The sequence below is a fragment of the Streptomyces sp. NPDC096323 genome (assembly GCF_040302845.1).
In the GTDB taxonomy this organism is placed as follows: Bacteria; Actinomycetota; Actinomycetes; order Streptomycetales; family Streptomycetaceae; genus Streptomyces.
Genome location: NZ_JBEOSI010000009.1, coordinates 266,173 through 289,869 on the forward strand (window position 1 = coordinate 266,173; position 23,697 = coordinate 289,869).

The window sequence follows — 23,697 nt, forward strand, 5'->3', positions numbered from 1 at the left end:
CTTCCCGTTGGGGGAGGTGGGCGGCCGCTTTTTTTGCTGTGTGGGGGGGTGTTGTCAGTTGCTTTGGTTGAGGGGGACGAGGAGGGGTTTCTGGGTGGGGATGTCGGTGTGGTGGGGGGTGAGGCCGAAGGTGGTGAAGGCGGTGCGTTGTGGGAGGGGGTAGGGGGTGGTGCCGGTGAGGTGGTTGAGGATGGTGGCGCTTCGCCAGGCGGCGAGGCCGAGGTCGGGGGCGCCGACGCCGTGGGTGTGGCGTTCGGCGTTCTGTACGTAGATGTTGCCGGTGATGGCGGGGTCGAGGTCGAGGCGGTAGTGGGCGTCGATGCGGGGGCGGCCGGCGTTGTCGCGGCGGAGGTGGTTGGTGAGGTTGCCGAGGATGTGGTCGAGGGGGCGTTCGCGGTAGCCGGTGGCGAGGACGACCGCGTCGGTGGTGAGGCGGGTGCGGGTGCTTTGTTGGGTGTGTTCGAGGTGGAGTTCGATGCGGGTGGTGGCGAGGCGGCCTGCGGTGCGGACGGTGACGCCGGGGGTGAGGGTGGCGTCGGGCCAGCCGCCGTGGAGGGTCCGGCGGTAGAGCTCGTCGTGGATGGCGGTGATGGTGTCGTGGTCGATGCCTTTGTGGAGTTGCCATTGGTGGGGGACGAGTTGGTCGCGTACGGGTTCGGGGAGTGCGTGGAAGTAGCGGGTGTAGTCGGGGGTGAAGTGTTCGAGGCCGAGTTTTGAGTACTCCATGGGGGCGAAGGCGGGGGTGCGGGCGAGCCAGTGGAGTTTTTCGTGGCCGGTGGGGCGGGCGCGGAGGAGGTCGAGGAAGATCTCGGCGCCGGATTGTCCTGAGCCGATGACGGTGATGTGTTCGGCGTCGAGGAGTTGTTGTCGGTGGTGGAGGTAGTCGGCTGAGTGGATGACGGGGATGTGGGGGGCGTCGGCGAGGGGTTTGAGGGGTTCGGGGATGTGGGGTTCGGTGCCGATGCCGAGGGTGATGTGGCGGGTGTGGGCGCGGCCGAGGGCTTCGGCTTCGCCGTTGGGGCCGAGTTGGGTGAAGTCGACTTCGAAGAGGGCGCGTTGGGGGTTCCAGCGGAGGGTGTCGACTTGGTGGCCGAAGTGGAGTGCGGGGAGTTGTTGGCTGACCCAGCGGCAGTAGGCGTCGTATTCGGCGCGTTGGATGTGGAAGCGCTCGGCGAAGTAGAAGGGGAAGAGCCGGTCGCGGGTGCGTAGGTAGTTGAGGAGGGTCCAGGGGCTGGTGGGGTCGGCGAGGGTGACGAGGTCGGCGAGGAAGGGGACTTGGAGGCTGGCGCCTTCGATGAGGAGGCCGGGGTGCCAGTGGAAGGTGGGGCGTTGTTCGTAGAAGGCGGTGGTGAGGGGTTGGGGGATGCCGTGGGCGAGGGCGGCGAGGGAGAGGTTGAAGGGGCCGATTCCGATGCCGATGAGGTCGTGGGGCTGATCGGGCTGATCGGTCTGGGGGGTGGGCCGGTCGGTCCGGGCTGTCATCGGTGGGTGCTGCCTTCTGTGGGTGCGGTGGCTTGTGCGGGCTCGGTGGGTGCGGTGAGTTCGTTGGCGAGGTGGGTGACGAGGTCGAGGAGTCTTTGCAGGTCGCCGGGGGTGGCGTAGGGGTTGAGGAGGGTGGCTTTGAGCCAGAGGCGGCCTTGGGTGTGGGTGCGGCCGAGTACGGCGTGGCCTCGGGTGAGGAGGGTGCGGCGGATGGTGGCGACGGTGTGGTCGTCGGTGTCGGTGGGGCGGAAGAGGATGGTGGTGATGGTGGGGCGGTCGTAGAGGTCGAGGGTGGGGGTTTTGGTGATGAGGTCGGCGAGGTGGTGGGCGGCGGTGCAGGTGCGGTCGATGAGGTCGGCGAGTCCGGTGCGGCCGAGTGCTTGGAGGGTGACGGCGATTTTGAGTGCGTCGGGGCGGCGGGTGGTGCGCAGGGAGCGGCCGAGGAGGTCGGGGAGTCCGGCGTGGGTGTCGTCGTCGGCGTTGAGGTAGGGGGCTTGGTGGTGGAGGGCGTGGAGGTGGTGGTGGTCGGGGACGGCGAGGATGCCGGCCGATGCGGGTTGCCAGCCGAGTTTGTGGAGGTCGAGGGTGACGCTGTGGGCGCGGTCGAGGCCGTTGACTTTGTGGCGGTGGGTGGGGCTGAGGAGGAGGGGTCCGCCGTAGGCGGCGTCGATGTGGAGTTCGGCGCCGTGGGTGTGGCAGAGGTCGGCGATGTCGGTGAGGGGGTCGATCTGGCCGGTGTCGGTGGTGCCTGCGGTGGCGGTGACGAGGAGGGGGCCGTGTCCTTGGTGGCGGGTGAGGGTGTCGTTGAGGGCGGCGAGGTCGATGGTGCCGGTGGGGGCGGGGATGGTGAGGGGTGTGGGGAGGCCGAGGAGCCAGGCGGCGCGGGTGATGCTGTGGTGGGCGTTGGTGCCGCAGATGGTCTGGATGGTGCCGTGGCGTTCGCGGGCGAGGAGCAGGGCGAGTTGGTTGGCTTCGGTGCCGCCGGTGGTGATGAGGGCGTCGGGGTGGGGGTGGTGGGGGTAGATCTCGGCGGCGAGGGCGCGGGTGGTGTCGGCTTCGAGGGTGGAGGCGGCGGGGGCCTGGTCCCAGGAGTCCATGGAGGGGTTGAGGGCTGAGGCTGCGAGGTCGGCTGCGGTGGCGAGGGCGAGGGGCGGGGTGTGGAGGTGGGCTGCGCAGAGGGGGTCTGCGGGGTCGGCGGCGCCTTCGGTGAGGGCGCCGATGAGGGTGGCGAGGGCGTGGTGGGGGCCGGTTCCGTGTTCGGGGATGGTGGGGTCGAGGGCGGTGCGCATGTGGGCGGCGACGGTGTCGGGTCCGCCGGCGGGGAGGGGGCCGTCGCGGCGGCGGGCGCCTTCTTGGAGTGCGGTGAGGACGGTGTCGATGAGGGGGCGCAGGGCGGTGGGGCCGGTGGTGGATCCGGCGAGGGGTGGGGTGGGCATGGGTGGGTGGCCCCTTCGGTGCGGACGGGTGGGCAGGGGTGGACGTGCCAGCTTGTCCGGGTTTCGGTGGGCGGTGCCGGGGAGCGTGGTGATCTGAACTCGAAAGGGGGACGGGTGGGCGTTTGGGGGCGTGGGTGGGGGGTTGGGGTGGTAGTGGGGCGTCCGGAAAACGGGTGTGCCCGGCCTGTCCTCGGGTGAGGGCGGGCCGGGCACGGGTGGTGCGGGGTGTGCGGGTTTCGGGTCAGTGGGCGTTGCGGACGGTGAGGGCGCGGCGCAGGTCGTCGATCTGGTCGGCGAGTTTGCGGCGGAGTGCGGGGATGAGGGCCTGGTCGGTGAGGGCTTGTTCGCCGAGGTGGAGGCTGTGGGCGTCGATGGCGTGGGTGGGGAAGGCGTAGCGTCCGGCGGCTTCGGCGATGGCGGGGCCGCGGCGGACGGCGAGTGCGGTGGCGTCGGGGTAGTAGCGGGGTACGTAGGGGGTGAGGAGGTCGGTCTGTTCGGGCTGCCAGAAGCCTTGGGCGGTGGCGGTGAACAGGTAGTTGGAGAGGGTGTCGTCGGTGAAGAGGGCGTGCCAGGCGGCGGCTTTGGCTTCGGAGGTGGGCAGGGCGGCGCGGCAGCGGGCGGCGCCTTCCTGGCCGGTGGCGCTGGGGTCGGCTTGGAGTTCGGCGGCGATGGCTGTTTCGTCGGTGGCGCCTAGGACGGCGAGGCGGGTGAGGATGCGCCAGCGGAGTTCGGGGTCGAGTTCGGGGCCGCCGGGGGCGGTGCCGTCGGTGAGCCAGCCGTGGATGGTGTCGGGCTGGGTGGCGGCGTCGATGAAGTGGCGTACGGCGGTGAGGCGGAGGCCGGGTTGGGTGCCGTCCTCGGTGCGGCGGATGAGGTCGCGGGTGAGGGAGGTGAGGATGGCGAGGGCGGCCGGCCGCTGTTCGGGGGTGACGTAGCGTGCGGCGATCTGGGTGTCGGCGAAGGCGAGGACGCCTTGGAGGAGTGCCAGGTCGGTTTCGTGCGGGAGGTGGGTGCGGGCGGCTTGGAGGTAGGCGGTGGGGGCGAGTTCGCCGTCGCGGACCATGTCGCGGGCGGCGTTCCAGACGACGGCGCGGGTGAGGGCGTCGGGGATGCCGGAGAGGCTGTTCAGGACGGTGGTCCAGGAGTCCGGGTCGAGGCGGACCTTGGCGTAGGTGAGGTCGTTGTCGTTGAGGACGACGAGGGCGGGGCGGCGGCCGGGGCGGGTGGTGGCGCTGTCGCCGTTCTGTGCCGTGCCGGTCTCCTGGGGGATGCCGAGGTCGAAGCGTTCGCGCAGGACGAGGCGGTCGGGGCCTGCCTGGGTGTCGATGGTGTGGTCGTACGTGCCGACGGTGATGTGGTGGGGGCGGGTGCCGTGGTGGTCGACGGTGAGGGACCAGGTGGTGTCGTTCTCGGTGATGTGGGGGGTGAGGGTGTCGACTCCGGTGGTGCGCAGCCACTGGTCGGCCCAGGCGTGGACGTCGCGGTCGGTGGCGGAGGCGAGGTTGTCGATGAAGTCGGCGAGGGTGGCGTTGGCGAATTTGTGGCGGGCGAAGTGGGTGTTGATGCCGGCGAGGAAGTCTTTTTCGCCGAGCCAGGCGACGAGTTGGCGCAGGGCTGAGGCGCCCTTGGCGTAGGAGATGCCGTCGAAGTTGAGCATCGCGGACGCGGTGTCGGGGACGGCGGCGGGGTCGGGGGCGACGGGGTGGGTGGAGGGGCGCTGGTCGGCGTCGTATCCCCATCCCTTGCGGGCGACGCCGAAGTCGACCCAGGTGTCGGTGAAGCGGGTGGCTTCGGCGAGGGTCTGGTAGCCCATGTATTCGGCGAAGGACTCGTTGAGCCAGATGTCGTCCCACCAGGCGAGGGTGACGAGGTCGCCGAACCACATGTGGGCCATTTCGTGGGCGATGACCATGCCGCGGGTCTGGCGTTCGGTGTCGGTGACGGCGGAGCGGTAGATGAATTCGTCGCGGAAGGTGACGAGGCCGGGGTTTTCCATGGCGCCCGCGTTGAATTCGGGGACGAAGGCCTGGTCGTAGGAGTCGAAGGGGTAGGGCTCGTCGAATTTCTCGTGGAACCGGTCGAAGCAGGCGCGGGTGATGTCGAGGATTTCGGCGGCGTCGGCGTCGAGGTGGGGGGCGAGCGAGCGGCGGCAGTGGATGCCGAAGGGCAGTCCGGCGTGTTCGGTGGTCACGGAGTGCCAGGGGCCTGCGGCGACGGCGACGAGGTAGGTGGAGACGGGGGGTGTGGGGGCGAGGGTCCATCGGCCGTCGCCGGTGTGTTCGGCGATGCCGTTGCCGAGGACGGTCCAGCCTTCGGGGGCGGTGACGGTGAGGGCGAAGACGGATTTGAGGTCGGGCTGGTCGAACGCGGCGAAGACGCGCTGGACGTCTTCCATGAAGAGCTGGGTGTAGACGTACGTCTCGTTGTCGGTGGGGTCGGTGAAGCGGTGCATGCCTTCGCCGGTGCGGGAGTAGCGCATGGCGGCGTCGATGCGCAGTTCGTGGGCGCCGGCGGTGAGGGCGGTGAGGGGGAAGCGGTTCTCGTCGAGGTGCGCGGGGTCCAGGGGGTGGCCGTCGAGGCTGATGGAGCGCAAGGTGGCGGGCTTGAGCTCGACGAAGGTGTCACCAGTGGCGAGGGCGGTGAACTGGATGACGGTTCGGGAGTCGAAGGTCTCCTCCCCTGCGGTCAGATCGAGGTCGACCGTGTACCGGTGTACGTCGAGGAACTGGGCTCGGGCCTGCGCTTCATCGCGCGTCAGTACGGACATGGGGCCATGCTGCCGTATGGGGCGTGCGGTGTGCAGGGGGGTTCTCGCTGGGCTGACGAGGGCCGCCGTCGTCCTTTGAGGACTAAGATTCTTGATGACGGTGTACGTGTACGGAGGGGTGCCCGGGATGGCGAAGAACGGCTCTGCGGGGTCCGGGGAGTCGGCCGGTCCGGCCCCGCGTGAGGACGCGGTGGCGTCGATCGTGGCGGACTGGCGGCGGGAGCGGCCCGAGCTGGACACGGCTCCGCTGGAGGTGTTCGGCCGGCTGCACCGGGCGTTTTTGCGCTACAGCACGGCGATCTCGCGGCCGGTGGAGCGCAGGGGCCTGTCGATGGCCGGTTTCGATGTGCTGACGGCGTTGCGGCGGGCGGGGGCGCCGTTCCGGCGTACGGCGGGTGAGCTGGCCGATTCGGGGCTGATCAGTTCGGCGGGCGTGACGCTGCGGATAGACCGTCTGGAGAAGGACGGGCTGATCCGTCGGGAGCGGGATCCGCAGGACCGGCGGGTGGTGCACTCACGGCTGACGGATGAGGGTCTGTCGTTGATCGACGCGTTGTTCTCGGAGCATCTGGACAATGAGCGGCGGATGCTGGCGGGGTTGTCGGCGGATGAGTGCGCGCAGTTGGCGGGGTTGCTGGAGAAGCTTGAGCGGTCTGTGCTGGCTGCGGAGTCGGGCGAGTAGTCGCGGTTTAGCGGTGCGGGGCGCTCCGCGGGGCGCCGTTCCTCCGGCGCGGGGCGTGTCCTCAATCGCCGGACGGGCTTGCAAGTGGCTGATGTGCCTGTGTCCAGGTTTGTGTGCCGGCGATTGAGGACCTCGTTCAGCCGGCTGCCTGGGCTTCCGCCTCGGTGCGGTACATGCGGCGGACGCGGACGACGCCCAGGTCGTGCTGGTAGAGGTTTTCCGCCTGGTCGGCGTCGGTGCGCAGGTCCTCCAGCATGATGCGGTCCTGTTCGAGGACGTCCCAGTGGCGGTCCTCCAGGAGCGTCTTGTAGAGGAAGCGCCAGGTGTCGCGCTGCCAGCCGGTGACCTTGCGGTAGCGCCAGAAGAAGACGGCGCAGCGGTTCTCGTCGATGGGGGTGGCCATGCCGACGATGCCGAAGGGTCCGCCGGGGCCGGCGGTCGGGGGGTAGGGGATGGCGAGGTCGACCCAGTCGACGCCGGTGCGGCAGAGCTCGACCCAGTCGAAGTTGACGCCGCTCTGGTCGGTCTTCTCGAAGAAGAAGCCGCGTTCGGTCTCGCGGATGCGGAAGCGTGCGGTGGTCTGTCCTTCGGCCATGCTGTGCGAGTCGCGGTGGAGGAACGAGCCGTGCATGGGGTCGAGCAGGTTCTCCACGGCGTAGCGCCAGTTGACGTTCCACTCGGCGTAGCAGAGGAACGTGGAGGTGCCCGGGTCGGTGAGGTGTTCGGGGAGTGCGAGCGGGGCGGGTTCGGGGTGCTCGTTGTCGCCGAAGTAGGCGAGGATGCCGCCGGCCGTCTCGATGACGTGGGGGGCTGCGACGAGTTGTCTGCCTTCGAGGTTGCAGCCGGGGAGGCCCGGTACGGCGGCGACGGTGCCGGTGCCGTCGACCTGGACGCCGTGGTACCAGCAGGCGATGCGGTCGCCGAGGTGTTTGCCGAGGGATAGGCGGGCGCCGCGGTGGGGGCAGCGGTCCTCGAGCATGTGGAGGGTGCCGTCGGCGCGGCGGAAGAGGAGCCATTCCTCTCCGAGGAGGGTGAGGCGCTTCATGCCGCCGGCGGGGACGTGGTCGGAGGGGCAGACGGCGTACCACTGGTTGCGGATGCCGGTGGCGAAGAGCCGGTCTGCGGTGCGGTTGCCGGGGCGGGCGACTTCCGAGGGGCGGGTGGGGGTGCCGGGCTGTACGGGGGTGGTGGTGTCGGTCGTCATGGTTGGCTCACGCTCCCAGTCGTCGCATCTCGTTGCGGAAGGTTTCCTCGGTCCACGGGCTGCCGTCGGGGGCGGGGAGGTCGCGGGCGTTGAGTCCGGCGACGAGGCCGGGCAGGTCGTGGGCTCCGCTGCCGAAGACCTCTTCGATGACTGCGGCGAGCTTCTTCTCGTACGGGGTGGGTTCGGCGGTGCGTGCCTGGTGGGGTTCGAGGTATTGGGGGGTGGTCGGGCTGGTCATGTGGGCCGGCTCCCTTCGGGGGCGTGTCAGAGGTCGAGTACGAGGCGGGGGGTGCGGGCGCGGGAGACGCAGAGCATCATCGAGGCGCCGGCTTCGCGTTCGGTGTCGGTGAGGAGGAAGTCGCGGTGGTCGGGGGTGCCTTCGAGGACCTTGGTCTCGCAGGTGCCGCAGATGCCGTCGCGGCAGGAGGAGGCGACGGGGATGCCGGCGTTCTCCAGTGCGTCGAGTGCTGAGGTGTCGGGGGCGACTTCGACGGTGCGTCCGGTGCGTGAGCAGACGATGTCGAAGGTGCTGTCCTCGGCGTCGCGGGGTGCGGAGGCGGGTGCGGCGAAGCGTTCCGTACGCGCGTCGGGGTGGCGTTCCTCGACGGCGGCGAGGAGGGGTTCGGGGCCGCAGCAGTAGACCTGGGTGCCGGGGGCGAGGTCGCCGAGGAGGGTGTCGAGGTCGAGGTGGCCGTGTTCGTCCTGGGGGACGAACTCGACGGATCCGCCCGGGAGTTCGGCGAGTGCGGTGAGTTCGGCGCCGAAGGCCAGGGAGGTGCGGGTGCGGCCGCCGTGGACGAGCCGCCAGGGAATGGCGGTGCGGGCGGCTTCGCGGGCCATGGCGAGGATCGGGGTGATGCCGATGCCGCCGGCGATGAAGAGGTAGCCGGTGGCGTCGCCCGTGGTGTCGAGTTCGAAGTGGTTGCGGGGTCCCTGGACGTGGAGGGTCTGGCCGGGGCGGAGCCGGCTGTGAAGGTGGGCGGAGCCGCCGCGGGATGCGGGTTCGCGCAGGACGCCGATGCGCCATTGGGTGGTGTCGGCGGGGTCGGAGCACAGGGAGTACTGGCGGATGTGTCCGCCGGTGTGTACGTCGATGTGGGCGCCGGGCTGCCAGGCGGGGAGGGGGTCGCCGGCGGGGTGGGTGAGTTCGATGCTCAGGACGTTGTCGGCCTCCCAGGTCATGCGGTGGACGAGCAGGTCGAGCCGGGGTTCCTCGGCGGGTGTCATGACGGGTTGCCTCCTTCTCCAGAGGTATCGGTGGCGGTGGCGGGGAGCTTGACGGGCGGGGTGAAGGGGGTGTTCATCGGGCCGAGTGCGGTGAGGTCGATCTCGACGAGGGTGGGGCCCGGGGTGGTGACGGCTTCCTTGATGACGGGTCCTGCGTCGGCTTCGGAGGCGATGCGGGCGTACGGGAGGCCGGTGGCGGCGGCCAGCAGCGCGAAGTCGGGGGTGGTGAGGTCGACTCCGGAGCGGCGGGGGAAGTGGTTGTCCTGCATGTTGCGCAGGACGCCGTAGCCGCCGTCGTTGAAGACGAGGAGGGTGAGGTCGGGCTTCTCCTGGGCGAGGGTGAGGAGTTCGCCGAGGTGGACGGCGAGGCCTCCGTCGCCTGCGATGACGACGGTGGGGGTGGTGGGGCGGCCGAGTGCGGCGCCGATGCCCATGGCGAGGCCCTGGCCGATGCCGCCGCCGCGCGGGAAGATGTTGGTGGCCGGGTCGGTGATCTCCAGGAGCCGGTTTCCCCAGGTGGATGAGGGGATGGTGACGTCGCGGGCGATGACGGATCCGGGCGGGCAGGCGTCGCGGATGGCGTCGTTGATCGCGGCCTGGGGTCCGATGGCGTGGCGTTGGGCGGTGCGGGCGTCGGTGCGGGCCTTGCGTACGCGGTCCGGCCAGCTCGGCTCCGTACCGCCGCTGGTGACGCGTCCCAGGAGGGCGGCGAGTACGGCGGTGGCGTCGCCGTGGAGGGCGACGGTGGCGGGGTACACGCGGCCGGGGGCGGCCGGGTCGAGGTCCAGCTGGATGTGGACGTTGGGGAGTTCGAGGCTGTAGTCGGCGGTTTCGTTGGAGCGGAAGTGGGTGCCGATGGAGAGCAGGACGTCGGCTTCGGCGAGCAGCGCGCGGCCGGCGGGTGCGGTGGCGTAGTTGCCGAGGACGCGGTCGTCGGACTCGGGGACGGAGCCGCGGCCGGAGTTGGAGGTGACGAGTCCGGCGTTCAGCGCGTCGAGGAGTGCGGCGAGTTCGGGGCGGGCGGTGTTGGCGCCGCCACCGGCCCAGACGAGGGGGCGGCGGGCGGCGGACAGCAGGGCGGCCGCTTCGTCGAGGAGTGCCGGGTCGGGCGGGGCGGGGGCGGCCGGTTCCGGCACGGGGGTGCCGGTGAGCTGCTGGGGGGCGAACTGCAGGTCGATGGGCCATTCGACGCTGACGGGGCCGTGCGGGGCGGTGAGTGCGCGGGATGCCGCGTCGCGGAGGATGTCGCCGGCGCTGGCGGCGTCCGTGACCGTGACGGCGTGGGTGGAGACTGCGCGGAGCATGCCGAGCTGGTCCTTGGTCTCGTGGATGAAGCCGCGTCCGGAGCCGAGGTATTCGCTGTCGATCTGTCCGGTGATGTGGAGGACGGGGGTGCCGGAGCTGAGGGACTCGATGAGCGATCCGGCGGCGTTGCCGGCGCCCGTACCGGTGCTGGTGAGGGCGCAGCCGAGGTTGCCGGTGGCGCGGGCGTAGCCGTCGGCGGCGTTGACGGCGGCGGCTTCGTGGCGGACGGGGACGAAGCGGAGGTCGCGGTCGACGGCTTCGACGAGCGGCAGGTTGTGCACGCTGACGATGCCGAACACCGTGTCGACGCCCAGTGCGCGCAGCGTCTCGACGAGCAGGTCGCCGCCATTGGGCCGGGTCATGTCGGGGTGCTCCTGAGGGGGTGGGGACGGGGGGGTTATGCGACGGCGCGGTTGACGCCGCCGCAGACGTCGACGGTGGTGCCGGTGATGTACGAGGCCCTGGGTGACAGGAGTGCGGTGACGGCGTACGCGACTTCGTCGGCGTTGCCGAGGCGGCCGAGCGCGATGCCGCGGTCGGCGGCGAGGGCGGCCTGCCAGGCGGGGTAGTCGAGGGCGCTGCCGGAGGCGGCGTAGCGGCGTTCCCACTGGCCGGTGTCGACGAGGCCGAGGCAGACGGAGTTGACGCGGATGCCGTCGGGGGCGAGTTCCTTGGACAGGGAGGTGGAGAGGTTGAGGATGCCGGCGCGGGCGGCGCTGGTGGTCATCAGTGCGGTCTCGGGTTGTTTGGCGAGGACGGCGTTGATGTTGACGACGGAGGCGTTGCCGGATGCGCGCAGGTGGGGAAGGGCGGCGTTGAGGGGGTTGAGGACGCCGAAGAATTTGAGTTCGAGTTCGTCGCGCCAGTCGTCGGCGGTGGTCTCGGCGAAGGGTTTCATCCGGGAGGCGCCGGCGTTGTTGACGAGTCCGTCGAGCCCGCCGAAGTGTGCGGCTGCGGTTTCGGTGAAGGCCTGTACGGCGGCTTCGTCGCGTACGTCGCAGGGGGCGTGGTAGAGCGTGTCCGGGCCGGCGAGGCCGTGCAGTGCCTTGGTGAGGGCGTCGGCGCGGCGGCCGCAGGTGGCGACGCGGGCGCCTTCGGCGAGCAGCATGCGGATGGTGGCGAGGCCGACGCCGGAGCTGCCGCCGGTGACGAGGATGCGGTGGCCTTTCAGGCGGAGGTCCATGGGGTTCCTTGCGGTTGGGGGTACGGGTACGGGTGGGGTGGGGATGGGCCGGGGCGGTCCGGCGCACCGCCTTGTCCTCGATCTCCCCCATGGCCCTAAAGGCATGGGGGGGGGACCCCCATGACGGGCTTGATTTGTCAGTTCATCGTGAACCCGCCGTTGACCGCGAAGGTCTGGCCCGTGATGTAGCCGGATTCGTCGCCGATGAGGAAGGCGATCAGGCCGACGAGGTCGGCCGGTTGCTGGGGTCGGGAGATCGCCCGGTTGAGGCGGTACAGCTCGTGGCGTTCGGCGGGTATGTCGAGGGCGGACTCCCCTTCGGTGAGGCCGGGGGCGACGGCGTTGACGGTGATGCCGAAGTCTCCGGTCTCGCGGGCCATGGCCCGGGTCAGGGAGATGACGGCGCCCTTGGAGGCGATGTAGTGGGCGAGGCGGGGTGATCCGTACAGGGCGGCGTCGGAGGCGAGGTTGACGATGCGTCCGCTGCCGTGGGCCCGCATGAGCGGGAGGAGGGCGCGGGCGACGAGCCAGGGGCCGCGGGCGTTGACCGTCATGATGCGGTCCCAGGCGTCGACGTCGATCTCGTGGAACGGTTTGCCGCCCACGGCGTTGGCGAGTCCGGCGTTGTTGACCAGGCCGTACAGCCGGCTGCCGTCGCCGGCGAGGGTGGCGGCCAGGGCGGCGACGGAGCCGGGGTCGGCGACGTCGAGCGGGTGGTAGTCGGCGGTGATGCCTGCGGCGCGCAGTTCGGTGGCGGCCTGCCGGCCGGTGGTCGCGTCGAGTTCGGCGATGACGACGCGGTGGCCGTCGTTGCCGATCCGGCGGGCCGCGGCCAGTCCCAGGCCGCGGCCGGCGCCGGTGACGACGACCGTACGGGGGGTGTCGTCGGTGGCCATCAGTCGCGGGTGATGCCGTGCATCGGGGAGTGCGCGGGGTAGGTGGGGACCTGCGGCTTCTGGGTGCCGATGATGACGCAGAACAGGGCGTCGGTGTCGCCCTCGTTCTTGAGGGAGCGGGCGACTCCGGCGGGGACGACGATCATGTCGCGGTAGCCGAGGGTGCGGTATTCGGCCTCGTCGGCGCCGCGGTGGATGCCGACCCTGACCTGGCCCTCCAGGACGAAGAAGGCCTCCTCGACGTCGTGGTGGGTGTGCTCGGGGCCTTCGGCGCCCGGCGGCAGCAGCATGTTGGAGAGGGTGAAGCCGCCGGAGGGCAGGATGCGGTTGTCGTTCTCGTGGTTGCCGGTGGCGCCGGAGCCGACGTAGCGGATCTGGGCGCGGCGGTACTGGGCGCCGGCCTTCTCCTGGAAGGAGAGGGTGTTCCAGTCGGGTTCGCGGGAGTCCTTGGTGGCGATGAGGGAGTCGGTGAACTTGGCGAGGTCGCCGTCGGTCTCGTACGGGGTGTTGTCGATGGGCACGAGATGCTCCTTGGTTGGTTCGGGGGTGGGGTGGGGTCTCGTCGTCACGCGGGTGTGCGGGCGACGACGTGGAGGTGGGCGCGGACCCAGGCGTTGAATGCCTCGGGGCGTTCCTGGTTGGAGAGGTGTCCGGCGCCGGAGAGGGTGACGTAGACGGATTTGGTGAGTGCGCCGGCGATGGCCTGTGACTCGTCGGTGCCGGTGACGGTGTCCTGTTCGCCGCACAGGACGAGGGCGGGTGCGGTGATGGCGGGCAGGTCGTCGGTGAGGTCGGTCTCGGCCATGGACGCGGCGGCGTGGCCGTAGCCGGGGCTGCGGACGGAGGCGGCCATGGTGGCGACGACGCGTTCGACGAGGGCGGGGGGTGCGGCGTCGGAGACGAGGCGTGGTCCGCGGGCGGCGGCGAAGGCTTCGGGGCCCTGGTCGGCGAGTTGTTGTGCCCGCCCGCGCATGGCCTCGGCCTTGTCCGGCCGGGTGCCGGAGCCGCGGCTGGAGTCGGCGACGATGAGGGAGGCGACGAGGTCGGGGTGGCGGGTGGCGAGGCGCAGGGCGATGACGCCGCCCCAGGAGACGCCGAGGACGTGGGCGGGGCCGCCGTGTGCGCGGATGAGGGCGGCGGCGGTGTCGGCGTAGCCGTCGAGGCCGGGGGCGTGGGCGGGGTCGGCGGAGTCCGCGTAGCCAGGTGCGTCCCATGCCACCACGTGCACCTGGTCGGCGAGAGCGTCGAGTTGCGGGGTGAAGGCGGCGGACGAGGAGCCGATGCCGTGGAGGCAGAGCAGCAGCGGGGCGTCGGGGTCGCCGGCTTCGCGCGTATGAACCCCGGCGGTGGCGATGGCGGTGGTCACAGGATCTGTCCTGCCCGGCCGACGACGGCGCCGAGGCTGCGGAGCACGGCGTGCGGGACGACCTGGCTGGTGGCGGGGTTCGTTTCGTCGGGGCGGTGGGCGACCTCGAAGCGGTAGGTGCCGTGGGGGCCGGCCGCTTCGATGACGTGCCGGGTGAGGGTGGCGGCCGGGTCGGCGACGACGACGACCTCGACGAGGGCGGGGTCGCCGGTGGCCAGCGCGACGGATGCGGCGACGTTGGTCGACTTCGGGAATTTCGCCGGGACGTCGGTCGCGGTGCCGCGCATTACCTCGACGGGTTCGGTGGTGGTCCGCAGCCGTTCGGTCATTTCCGGGTCCATCCAGGGCTGGTGGAGGGTGGCGGGGAGTTTGGTGGTGGTGAGGGTGACGGTGGTGAGGGGGCCGAGTCCGCGGACGGCCTGGAGGAGGTCGAGTCCGCCGACGGCTCCGCCGGTGAAGTAGACGCGTCCGGGTCCGGCGGCGCGGAGCCGGTCGGTGAGGGCGGGGTCGGTGAGGGCGCCGGTGGAGGCGATGAGGAGGTCGGCGCCGCTGTCGAGGACGCGCTCGGCCCATTCCCGTACAACGGCCTGGCCCGCTGCTTCGACGATGAGGTCGCAGACGGCGAGGGCGTCCTCGAAGGAGAGCTGGGGTGCGGGGGCGTCGACGAGGGGCCGGTTGTCGATGATGCAGGTGAGTTCGGCGCCGGGGATGCGGCCTTCGGCGAGTGCGGTGCCGACGACGCGTCCGATGGCTCCCCAGCCGACGAGGCCGATGCGGCGCACGGGGCGGGCGGGGCGGGCGGAGGTGTCCGGCCGGGGGGTGAGGGTGGCGGTCATGCGGTCACCTCTTCGGTGGTGTCGGAGGGTGCGGTGGCGAGGGGTCCGGGGTCGGGGGTGCCGGCCATGTGGCCACGGATGGCGGGCGAGGGCGGGCCTGCGGTGCCCCACAGGTCGGAGAGGTCGGGGGTCCGGCGCCAGACCTTGGCGATCCAGGCGTCCTCGACGATCTGGGCGACCTCGGAGGTGTATTCGCAGACGAGCCCGGCGGGGTCGGTGAAGTACGAGAAGGTGTTGTCGCCGGGGCCGTGCCGGCCGGGCCCCCACTGGGGGTTGATGCCGTGGTGGCGCAGGCGCCCTAGGCCCCGCATGAAGTGGTCGATGGACGTCATCTCGTAGGCGACGTGGTTGAGGGAGGTCCACTCGGCCTGGTTGAACGCGATGCAGTGGTGGTCCGCGTTGCAGCGCAGGAAGGCCATCTGGTGCTCGGACCAGTCGGAGACGCGCAGGCCGAGGACCGAGGTGTAGAAGGCGACGGCGGCGTCGATGTCCGTGGTGTTGAGGACGGTGTGGGTGACGCCGACGGGGACGGCTGCGTCCCTGCCGCGCGGGGTGACGGCGTGGGTCTGGGCGCTGAGTTCGATCAGCCGGCCCTCGGGGTCGGTGAAGCGGAGTCCGTAGCCGCCGCCGACCTGGTCGAGGGGGCCGGGTCCTGCGACGGGGACGATGCCGCGGGCGAGAAGCCGGCGGGCGGCCTCGTCGATCTCGGCGGGGGTGGCGACGGCGAAGGTGATGCGGCCGAGGCCGTTGCGTTCGCCGCGGGCGAGGTGCAGGACGTGGTGTTCCTCGCCGGTGCCGCGCAGCCATGTGGCGTCGCTCTCGCGTTCGACGGCCTCCAGGCCCCAGACCTCGGCGTAGAAGTCGGCGGACTCGGTGAAGGCGGGGGTGCGGAGCTCGACGGAGCGCAGGGCGCGCAGCCGGGCGACGGGTTCCAGCGGGGGGCGTGCGGTGTTCTCGTACGGCATGGGGGGCTCCGGAATCGTCTCGCTCGGCTTCACTGGGCGGCCCAGGGCAGGGGAGTGGTGTCGGTGGCCCAGTAGAGGGACTTCTGCCGTTGGTAGCCGCGGATGAGGTCGCGGCCCTTCTCGGTGCCGATGCCGCTGTCCTTCAGTCCGCCGAACGGGGTGGAGATGCTGAACTGCTTGTACGTGTTGATCCAGACGGTGCCCGCGTCGATGCGGCGGGCGAGGCGCCAGGCTCTGGCGTGGTCGCGGGTCCAGATGCCGCAGGCCAGTCCGTAGACGCTGTCGTTGGCCTGGGCGACGAGGTCGTCCTCGTCGTCGAAGGGCAGGGCGACGACGACGGGGCCGAAGATCTCCTCCTGGCAGACGCGGGCGGTGTTGGGCAGGCCGTCCAGGACGGTGGGGAGGTAGTAGGCGCCGTCGCGGTAGCGCTCGCCCTCGGGGGCCGCTCCCCCGCACCGGACGGTGGCGCCTTCCTCGCGGGCCAGGTCGACGTAGGCGGCGACGCTGTCGCGGTGGCGGTGGTGGACGAGGGGGGCGACCTGGGTGTCGGGGTCGGTTCCGGGGCCGACGCGGAGCTTCTCCGTACGGGAGACGAGTGCGTCGAGGAACTCCTCGTAGCGGGAGCGGGCGACGAAGAGGCGGGAGCCGGCGATGCAGCTCTGTCCGCTGGAGGAGAAGACGCCGTACATGACGCCGGCGAGGGCCTGCTCCAGGTCGGCGTCCTCCAGCACGATCGTCGGGGACTTGCCGCCGAGTTCGAGGGAGACGGGGATGAGTTTGTCGGCGGCGGCGTGGGCGAGGGTGCGGCCGGTGGCGGTGCCGCCGGTGAAGGTGATCTTCTCCACGGCCGGGTGGCGGACGATGGCATCGCCGATGACGCTGCCGCGGCCGGGCAGGACGGAGAGCAGGGCGGTGGGCAGCGCGGCCTCGGTGAGTGCCTGGTGGACGAGGCGGCCGAGCGCGAGGGCGACGAGGGGGGTCCACTCGGCGGGCTTGAGAAGGACGGCGTTGCCCGCGGCGAGGGCGGGGGCGAGCTTCTGGGCGTCGCTGGCGATCGGCGAGTTCCAGGGGGTGATCGCGCCGACGACGCCGATGGGTTCGTGGACGCTCATGGTGACGTACGGGCCGCGGGAGGGGGTGAGGGCGTCCTCGGCGGTCTCCAGTGCGGCGGCGGTGTAGCGGAAGGTGCCGGCGGCGCTGTGGACGAGGGCGCGGGTCTCGGTGCGGCATTTGCCGGTGTCGGCGGTCTGCAGGGCGGAGAGCCGGTCGGCGCTCTGCTCGACGAGGTCGGCGATGCGGTGGAGGAGCCGGGCGCGGAGGTGGGCGGGGAGCTCGCGCCAGGCGGGGTCGTGGGCGGCGCGGGCGGCTGCGGTGGCGGCCTCCTCGACGTCGTCGAGGGATGCGGCGTGGACGGTGGCGATGACCTGGCCGGTGGCCGGGTCGGCTGTCTCGATGAGGGCGCCACGGCCCTGTCGCCACTGCCCCGCGACCAACACCTCGTCGGCAAGCATCCGTTGGCCTCCTGCGATCGGTTCGATTACCTCAGGCCTAAAAATCTAAGGGCTTAAGTAATTACCCGCAAGCCCCCACGGCAAAATCTCCTTTTGCCTCCGGGGTCTTGACGGCCACCGCCCCCGTGCCGGTAAAACTTAAGCACTTAGAAGCTAGGCACTTACGGAAGTCCGCAGAGGCCGTGGGTGATGTCACCCGCCCATGAGCGCCGCACGGCCGTCGTCCCCCCGTACGCTCGACCGACCCGGCCGTCGTCCACCCCCGCGCTCGACCGGCTCACCCCCCTCTGCGCACTCGTACACCTGGCTCCCCAACCGCTCCGGCCCCATGCGGAGCAGGAGGAACCCTGGATGAGCACCGACACCTCGAAGGACGCCGTCCCCGGCTCGCCGCCGGCCGGCACCACCCGCTCCACCATCGCCGCCCGCTTCGAACGACTGCCGCTCTCCCGCTGGCACGTCACCGTCCGCCTGATCGTGGGCGTCGTCACCTTCTTCGAGGCCTTCGACCAGCTGCTGATCGCCTACGCGCTGCCCGAGCTCCGCGACGAGTGGCAGTTGTCCACGGGCGACGCCACCGCGGTCCTCACGGTCGGCTCGGCCGGCATGCTCGTCGGCGCGCTGCTGTCGGGCCGGCTGGCCGACCGCTACGGCCGGGTGAAGGTGATCGCGTACTGCGTGGCCGTGTCCGGTCTCGCGAGCCTGGCACTGACCGCGTGCACCTCGCTCACCCCTTTCCTGGCCCTGCGCTTCGTCCAGGGACTCGCGATCGGGGGCGAGGTGCCGGTAGCGGCGGCCTTCATCAGCGAGATCACCCGCAGCTTCAAGCGGGGCCGCTTCGTTCTGCTGTACGAGCTCGTCTTCCCGGCCGGCCTCACCATCGGGGCCCTGGTCGCGGCCTGGGTGGTCCCGGCGGCGGGCTGGCGCGTGATGTTCGCGGTCGCCGCCGTGCCCGGCCTGCTGGCCTTCCTCGTCCAGCGCAAGGTCCCGGAGTCGCCACGCTGGCTCGCGGAGCGGGGCCGCCTGGCCGAGGCCGAGGCGGTCATGACGGCGATCGAGGCCAAGGTGTCGGCGGCGACGGGCGCCCCCCTGCCCCCACCGGCCTCCCCCTCTCCCTCCGGGACCCCGGTTCCGGCGGCAGCGTCCGCGACCCCGGCGGAACGCGCCGCGACCGGCGTGCGCGGCCTGTTCACCGGCCGCTACCGGCGCCGCACGCTGGTGGTCGGCGCGATCTGGTTCACCGGCTACTTCGTCAACTACGGCGTGACGTCCTGGCTGCCCAGCATCTACAAGGACGAGTACGGTCTGACCCTGTCCGACGCCCTGCTCTACTCCACGGTGACCTCGGTCGCCGGTCTGCTGGGCTGCCTGATCGTCGCCCTCACCGTGGACGTCCTGGGCCGCCGCAGGATCTTCGCGATCTGCCTCGGCGCCTCGGCCGCACTGCTGCTCACCCTCGCGGCGCTCGGCGCGGGCACCCCCGTGCAGGTGCTGATCTGGACATCTCTCTCGGCGGTCGGCTTCTTCGGCTCCAACATCTGCCTGTACCTGTACACACCCGAGCTCTATCCGACCCGGATGCGCGCCCTGGGCTGCAGCGTCGGCGGCGCGGTCAACCGCCTGGGCGTGATCCTCGGCCCGATCCTGGTGGGCGTGGTCTACGCATCCGGTGACAGCGTCGCCTCGGTGTTCGTCATGCTGGGAGCGGTGGCCCTGGTGGGCGCGGTGGTGGCGGGAACGCTGGCGGAGGAGACGGCAAACCGCCCGCTGGAGGAGATCTCGCCCTGACGGGCACCCACGCTCAATCGCCGCGGAAGCTCCGGTACTCGTCGTTCATCAGCTCCCAGAAGGACCGGTACCGGAGGGCTCCCGGCAACCAGTGAGCGAGATACCAGGCCTCCCACTCCCCCGCCGGTGTGACCACGTGCGGGTTGAGCAGATAGACGTCCCCCGCCCCGGGCGTATGGCTGATCTTGAGCATGTCGCTCAGATACCCGGTCCGGATGGCACAGGGGTCCTGCTCGTCGCCGTAGACGAAGTACTCCTCGTCGGGCACGTCGGTCCCGCCCCGGTCGCCGCCCCAGTCCCCGGCAAGCTCCGGATCGACGTCCCTGACCCGGCCCACGTCCCGGGCCGGCAGCAGGCGTGCGATCTCGGTCGTGGTGTCGAGCCATCCGTCGCTGATCTGCAGAAACTGCCGGTAGCTCGGCGGAAGAGCGGTCCCCAGGCGCTCCTCCAGCGCCGTCAGCTCCCCCGGGGCCGCCCCGGGACCGCCCAGCCATCGAGCCGCCCGCACCTCCGCCGGAAAGGGCTCGCGCCGTTCCTGTTCGTGCAGGATTGGGTCGAGCCACTCGTCGCTCCACCGCTGGAGCAGGTCGCGCCAGGGGTGTACGGGAGCGGCCGGGCCGCCTTGCGTATCGGTGACCATCACGGCGGAAGCGTAGGGGGAGCCACTGACAACGGCAGCGGCTCCTCCGGAAGCCCCTACGCCCCCGCGCCGCCCGCCCCGTTCGCGGACTCCTCCGCGATGCGCTCATGGTGGCGGATGACCTCGGCCACGATGAAGTTCAGCAGCTTCTCCGCGAACGCCGGGTCCAGATGCGCGCTTTCCGCCAGCTGGCGCAGCCGGGCGATCTGGCGGGACTCGCGGGCCGGGTCGGCCGGGGGGAGTTGGTGGGCGGCCTTGAGGTGGCCGACCTGCTGGGTGCACTTGAAGCGCTCGGCGAGCATGTGGACAACAGCCGCGTCGATGTTGTCGATGCTCTCGCGCAGCCGGTTGAGTTCGGCGCCTACGGAATCGTCGATGTCGCTCGTGGTCATGGTCAGCGAGCTTAGACCGACCGTCACATGGGGGTGATCGTCGGTGGGTGTTCCGGGTCCGGGACGCGGTCGCTCCAGCCGCCGGGCACGCTGCGACCCTGCTGTGCGCGGAAGCGGACCGGGGCCATTCCGACGCGGCGGGCGAACAGGCGGGAGAAGTACGCCGGGTCGTCGTACCCCACGCGCCGGGCGACGGCGGCGACGGGCAGGTCGCTGGTGGCGAGGAGTTCCTTGGCGTGGCCGAGCCGGATGCCGAGGAGGTAGTCCTTCGGGCTGCACCCGGCGCCCCGCCGCACCGCCGTGCGCAGTTCGGCGGGTGTCATGCCGTGACGGACGGCGTGCTCGGCGACGGACAGCGGCTGGAAGGCGTCGCGGGCCAGGGCCTGCAGCACCGGGTCGCCGTCGGGGCCCACGTCGGCGCGTGCGCGGCGCAGCGCGACGAGGAGTTCGTGGACGGCCGCCCCCGTCTCCACTTCCAGCAGCGGGTTGCCGCGCCGGGCCGCCCGTACCATCCGGCCGATCGCGGCCCGGGGCGCGGCGGTGTCGGCGAGTGGGACGAGGGGGCGTTCCGGTTCGATGTAGCCGAGTTCGGTGTACGTGGTCGTGGCGGGCCCGGTGAAGTCGACGAAGCTCTCGTCCCAGCCGGTGACCGAGTCGGCGCCGTAGTGGTGCGGGGTGCCGGGGGTCAGCCAGATCAGGCTGGGCGCGGTGACGGGCACCCGGCGCCCGTCCGGTCCTGCGAACCATCCGCTGCCCGCGTTGACGACGACGGCCACGTGGTGGTCCAGGGTGCGGGGCCCGACCGTCGGGAGCGTGCCGTGCTGCAGGCCGACGCCCAGGCAGACCAGGCCGAGGCGGTGGTGGAGCGGGCTCGGGGTGAAGAAGCGCATCCAGGTGTGGTACATCGGCCCTCGCTCCTCCCTCCGCTTCCCCGTCCGGCACGCGGCGTCGTGTCCTGCGTACAAACAGTCGTGCGGCTGCGTCCACGTAGTCGTGCGACTGCGTCCATGTAATCGTGCCGCTGCGTGCACACCGTCCTGCGGCTGCGTCCAAACAGCCATGATCTTTGTCCATGGACCGGGCCGCACGCCAGGGGTGACGCTGGGCCGTGACCTTGCTCCCGGGTGCCGCCCGCTCCGTCACACGTACCGCGTTCCGCATACCGGGCCGCGCAGCGCGGCGTTCACGGGGCCGCGCGCACAGGAGAGAACGAGCACGATGGCTGATTTCACCGTGGGGGACGACCACTTCCGGATCGACGGGAAGCCCGTACGGCTGCTGTCGGGGGCCCTGCACTACTTCCGGGTGCACGAGGCGCAGTGGGAGCACCGGCTGTCGATGCTGCGGGCGATGGGGTTGAACTGCGTCGAGACGTACGTCCCGTGGAACCTGCACGAGCCCAGGCAGGGCGAGTTCCGTGACGTGGGGGCGCTCGGCCGTTTCCTGGACGCGGCGCACCGGGCCGGTCTGTGGGCGATCGTCCGGCCGGGGCCGTACATCTGCGCGGAATGGGAGAACGGCGGGCTGCCCGCGTGGGTGACGGGGCGGTTCGGGCGGCGGGTGCGGACCCGGGACGCCGGTTATCTGGGCGCGGTGGGGCGGTGGTTCGCCGAGCTGCTGCCGCAGGTGGTGGAGCGGCAGACCGACCGCGGCGGTCCGGTGATCATGGTGCAGGCGGAGAACGAGTACGGCAGTTACGGCACCGACGCGGTGTACCTGGACCGGGTCGTGGCGCTGCTCGGTGCGTGCGGGGTGAGCGTTCCGCTGTTCACCTCCGACGGGCCGGAGGACCACATGCTCACCGGAGGTTCGGTGCCCGGTCTGCTCGCCACGGCGAACTTCGGTTCGGGGGCGCGCGAGGCGTTCCGGGTGCTGCGCCGGCATCAGGCCGGTGGTCCGCTGATGTGCATGGAGTTCTGGTGCGGCTGGTTCGAGCACTGGGGTGCGCCCGCGGTCGTACGGGATCCGGCGCAGGCCGCCGGGGCATTGCGGGAGATCCTGGAGTGCGGGGCGTCGGTGAACATCTACATGGCGCACGGGGGGACGAACTTCGCCGGCTGGGCGGGCGCCAACCGCTCCGGGCCGCTGCAGGACGAGGAGCTGCTGCCGACGGTGACGTCGTACGACTACGACGCGCCGGTCGACGAGTACGGGCGGCCGACGGAGAAGTTCCGCCTGTTCCGGGAGGTCCTCGCCGCGTACGCGGACGGGCCGCTGCCCTCGCTGCCGCCGGAGCCCGTCGGGCTGGCTCCGGTGCGGGCCGGGCTGACCGAGTGGGCGCCGCTGTCGGCCGTCATGGAGGCGCTGGGTGACGAGGAGGCGGCGGAGTCCGGTGTGCCGCCCACGTTCGAGGAACTCGGGGTGGATCGCGGCCTGGTGCGCTACCGGGTCGCGGTGCCGGGTCCGCGCGGCCCGTACACCCTGGGCGTCGCGGGCCTGCGGGACCGGGCGGCGGTGTACGTGGACGGGGTGCGCAGGGGCGTGTTGAGCGAGGAGGACGCCCACCTGCCGGAGCCGGTGGCCGGGCCGGCCGAGGTGGAGCTGTGGGTGGAGTCGCTGGGCCGGGTGAACTACGGGCCGCGGCTGGGCGAGCCGAAGGGGATCACCGGGGGTGTGCTGCACGAGCGCCAGTTCCTGCACGGCGTACGGGCGCGGGCGCTGCGGCTCGACGCGTTCGACGAGCCCGGCGCGGTGGCGGGCGTGCCGTTCGCGCCGGTCGACGGGTCGGGGGGCAGTGGCCTGTACCGGGGCACGTTCGAGGTCGCGGACGTGTCCGGGACCGGGCACGCCGGGCTCCAACTGCCGGGCTGGACGCGCGGCTTCGTGTGGGTGAACGGGTTCTGCCTCGGGCGTTACTGGTCGGCGGGCCCCCAGCGGACGCTGTATGTGCCGGGTCCGGTGCTGCGGGCCGGTGTGAACGAGGTGTGGGTGCTGGAGGTGGAGGGCGCGGGGGCACCGTTCGCCGAGCTGGGTCCGGGCGAGGCCGGGGGCGAAGCGGCGGACGCGGACGCCTGACGGGGAACGGCCGTCCCCGTACAGTGATGAGGAGTTGAGCACCGCGACGTGGAGGTGGGGACGTGTCGGACAGCCCCCACGGCAGCCCGGTGGTGCACGGCTTCCCGCATCTGGACACGGTCCGCTCGGCGATCACCGCGCTGTACCGACGGCTGTCGTACGACGGCGTCCACCGCTTCGCCCCCAGTCTGGCCCCCGTCGACGCGGCGTTCGCCGACGCGGACGATCTGCATCTCGGTGCGCAGCGGGTGGCGCGGGCGATGGTGCGGCATCTGCGGCTGCCGGACGCCCGGATGATCGTGGCGTTCCGTTCGATGGAGCATGCGGGAAGTGTCGAGCTCGCGGCGGGGCCGGAGTACTTCATCGAGCTGAACGACCGTTTCCGTACCCATCGCAGGGACATCGGCGCCGCGTTGTCGCACGAGGTCACGCATGTGCTGCTGCACCGGCTCGGCCTGGAGTTCGCGGGGACCCGTGCCAACGAGATCCTCACCGACACCGCGGCGGCCTATCTGGGGGCGGGCTGGCTGCTGCTGGACGCGTTCCGCGAGGACGCCACGTCCAGCCAGAAGCTCGGCTATCTCACCCCGGAGGAGTTCGGGTATGTGCTGGCCAAGCGGGCGCTCGCCTTCGACGAGGATCCCTCGCCGTGGTTCACCAGCCCGCAGGCGTACACGGCGTACACGAAGGGGAGGGCGCAGGCGCTGCGCGAGAGCGCGCAGCCGCCGCTGACGGCCGCGGGCTGGGCGGGGAGGCGCAGGTATGCGAAGGACCGGCGGTACGCCCAGGATCATCCGGGTGCCGTGCCGGCGGCGGGGCCGGCGGTTCCGTACGCGTTCGAGGCCGGGGACGACGGGCTGCGCGTGTCGTTCTCGTGCCCGACCTGCCATCAGCGCAACCGGGTGCCGGTCCGCGGCCGGGTGCGGGCGCGGTGCGCGCTGTGTAGGACGGTGCTGGACTGCACGACCTGAGGCGGAAAAAAGCCCGTCCGGCGCGGGGGAC

General features: G+C 71.5%; 21 protein-coding genes. 4 read left to right on the forward strand and 17 right to left on the reverse strand.

Going from position 1 to position 23,697, the window contains the following annotated elements; translation table 11 throughout:
- Window positions 1–54: 54 nt before the first annotated feature.
- From ABTX18_RS25555 to pepN, 3 genes are all read right to left on the reverse strand, one after another.
- The gene (locus ABTX18_RS25555) at window positions 55–1,482 is read right to left on the reverse strand and encodes a lysine N(6)-hydroxylase/L-ornithine N(5)-oxygenase family protein (RefSeq protein WP_352125070.1); all 1,428 of its coding nucleotides are present in this window, start codon (window positions 1,480–1,482) and stop codon (window positions 55–57) included.
- Window positions 1,479–2,918, reverse strand: a complete 1,440-nt coding sequence (locus tag ABTX18_RS25560) for a pyridoxal phosphate-dependent decarboxylase family protein (RefSeq protein WP_352125071.1) — start codon at window positions 2,916–2,918, stop codon at window positions 1,479–1,481. Before ABTX18_RS25560 ends, ABTX18_RS25555 begins: the two co-directional genes overlap by 4 nt.
- Before the next feature lie 241 nt (window positions 2,919–3,159).
- Window positions 3,160–5,685: an aminopeptidase N gene (gene pepN, locus ABTX18_RS25565; RefSeq protein ID WP_352125072.1), complete on the reverse strand. Its 2,526-nt coding sequence runs from the start codon at window positions 5,683–5,685 to the stop codon at window positions 3,160–3,162.
- Window positions 5,686–5,812: 127 nt separating this feature from the next.
- Here pepN and ABTX18_RS25570 point away from each other — a divergent pair, with 127 nt between their 5' ends.
- Window positions 5,813–6,367: a MarR family winged helix-turn-helix transcriptional regulator gene (locus ABTX18_RS25570; RefSeq protein WP_352125073.1), complete on the forward strand. Its 555-nt coding sequence runs from the start codon at window positions 5,813–5,815 to the stop codon at window positions 6,365–6,367.
- Window positions 6,368–6,503: 136 nt separating this feature from the next.
- On the opposite strand, the gene ABTX18_RS25575 is transcribed toward ABTX18_RS25570, so the two are convergent.
- From ABTX18_RS25575 to ABTX18_RS25625, 11 genes are all read right to left on the reverse strand, one after another.
- A complete protein-coding gene (locus ABTX18_RS25575) occupies window positions 6,504–7,571 on the reverse strand; it encodes a Rieske 2Fe-2S domain-containing protein (protein ID WP_352125074.1) in 1,068 nt (355 codons plus the stop codon).
- Between the two features lie 7 nt (window positions 7,572–7,578).
- Window positions 7,579–7,809: a recombinase-like helix-turn-helix domain-containing protein gene (locus ABTX18_RS25580; RefSeq protein WP_352125075.1), complete on the reverse strand. Its 231-nt coding sequence runs from the start codon at window positions 7,807–7,809 to the stop codon at window positions 7,579–7,581.
- 26 nt (window positions 7,810–7,835) lie between these two features.
- Entirely contained in the window at window positions 7,836–8,798 is a 963-nt protein-coding gene (locus ABTX18_RS25585) for a PDR/VanB family oxidoreductase (RefSeq protein WP_352125076.1), read from the reverse strand.
- Window positions 8,795–10,465 carry a thiamine pyrophosphate-binding protein gene (locus ABTX18_RS25590; protein WP_352125077.1) on the reverse strand — a complete coding sequence of 557 codons (1,671 nt, stop codon included), beginning with the start codon at window positions 10,463–10,465 and terminating at the stop codon, window positions 8,795–8,797. The genes ABTX18_RS25585 and ABTX18_RS25590 overlap by 4 nt, the downstream gene beginning before the upstream one ends.
- Window positions 10,466–10,500: 35 nt before the next feature.
- Complete coding sequence (locus tag ABTX18_RS25595) at window positions 10,501–11,286, reverse strand: SDR family oxidoreductase (protein ID WP_352125078.1); 786 nt, start codon at window positions 11,284–11,286, stop codon at window positions 10,501–10,503.
- A gap of 137 nt (window positions 11,287–11,423) precedes the next feature.
- Complete coding sequence (locus tag ABTX18_RS25600) at window positions 11,424–12,182, reverse strand: SDR family oxidoreductase (protein ID WP_352125079.1); 759 nt, start codon at window positions 12,180–12,182, stop codon at window positions 11,424–11,426.
- Window positions 12,182–12,703, reverse strand: a complete 522-nt coding sequence (locus ABTX18_RS25605) for a cupin domain-containing protein (RefSeq protein WP_503061206.1) — start codon at window positions 12,701–12,703, stop codon at window positions 12,182–12,184. Before ABTX18_RS25605 ends, ABTX18_RS25600 begins: the two co-directional genes overlap by 1 nt.
- Before the next feature lie 44 nt (window positions 12,704–12,747).
- Window positions 12,748–13,548 (reverse strand): alpha/beta fold hydrolase, encoded by an 801-nt coding sequence (locus tag ABTX18_RS25610; RefSeq protein ID WP_352125080.1) that lies wholly within the window; start codon window positions 13,546–13,548, stop codon window positions 12,748–12,750.
- Entirely contained in the window at window positions 13,545–14,384 is an 840-nt protein-coding gene (locus ABTX18_RS25615) for an aspartate dehydrogenase domain-containing protein (protein WP_352125081.1), read from the reverse strand. Before ABTX18_RS25615 ends, ABTX18_RS25610 begins: the two co-directional genes overlap by 4 nt.
- A complete protein-coding gene (locus ABTX18_RS25620; RefSeq protein WP_352125082.1) occupies window positions 14,381–15,349 on the reverse strand; it encodes a VOC family protein in 969 nt (322 codons plus the stop codon). The genes ABTX18_RS25615 and ABTX18_RS25620 overlap by 4 nt, the downstream gene beginning before the upstream one ends.
- 29 nt (window positions 15,350–15,378) lie before the next feature.
- Window positions 15,379–16,860, reverse strand: a complete 1,482-nt coding sequence (locus ABTX18_RS25625; RefSeq protein ID WP_352125083.1) for an aldehyde dehydrogenase — start codon at window positions 16,858–16,860, stop codon at window positions 15,379–15,381.
- A gap of 351 nt (window positions 16,861–17,211) precedes the next feature.
- Between ABTX18_RS25625 and ABTX18_RS25630 the strand changes: the two genes are divergently transcribed.
- A complete protein-coding gene (locus ABTX18_RS25630) occupies window positions 17,212–18,648 on the forward strand; it encodes an MFS transporter (RefSeq protein ID WP_352125084.1) in 1,437 nt (478 codons plus the stop codon).
- A 13-nt stretch (window positions 18,649–18,661) separates the two neighbouring features.
- On the opposite strand, the gene ABTX18_RS25635 is transcribed toward ABTX18_RS25630, so the two are convergent.
- Genes ABTX18_RS25635 through ABTX18_RS25645 form a run of 3 tightly spaced genes read right to left on the reverse strand, consistent with a single transcriptional unit; the run spans window position 18,662 to window position 20,585 of the window.
- Window positions 18,662–19,288, reverse strand: a complete 627-nt coding sequence (locus ABTX18_RS25635; RefSeq protein ID WP_352125206.1) for an SMI1/KNR4 family protein — start codon at window positions 19,286–19,288, stop codon at window positions 18,662–18,664.
- A gap of 56 nt (window positions 19,289–19,344) precedes the next feature.
- Complete coding sequence (locus tag ABTX18_RS25640; RefSeq protein WP_352125085.1) at window positions 19,345–19,680, reverse strand: chorismate mutase; 336 nt, start codon at window positions 19,678–19,680, stop codon at window positions 19,345–19,347.
- 23 nt (window positions 19,681–19,703) lie between these two features.
- Window positions 19,704–20,585 carry a helix-turn-helix domain-containing protein gene (locus ABTX18_RS25645; RefSeq protein ID WP_352125086.1) on the reverse strand — a complete coding sequence of 294 codons (882 nt, stop codon included), beginning with the start codon at window positions 20,583–20,585 and terminating at the stop codon, window positions 19,704–19,706.
- Between the two features lie 313 nt (window positions 20,586–20,898).
- On the opposite strand from ABTX18_RS25645, the gene ABTX18_RS25650 reads away from it, so the two are divergent.
- Together ABTX18_RS25650 and ABTX18_RS25655 are read left to right on the forward strand one after the other, a co-directional pair.
- Window positions 20,899–22,695 (forward strand): glycoside hydrolase family 35 protein, encoded by a 1,797-nt coding sequence (locus ABTX18_RS25650; protein WP_352125087.1) that lies wholly within the window; start codon window positions 20,899–20,901, stop codon window positions 22,693–22,695.
- Between the two features lie 62 nt (window positions 22,696–22,757).
- On the forward strand, window positions 22,758–23,666 hold the full coding sequence (locus tag ABTX18_RS25655) for a hypothetical protein (RefSeq protein ID WP_352125088.1): 909 nt from the start codon (window positions 22,758–22,760) through the stop codon (window positions 23,664–23,666).
- Window positions 23,667–23,697: the final 31 nt, after the last annotated feature.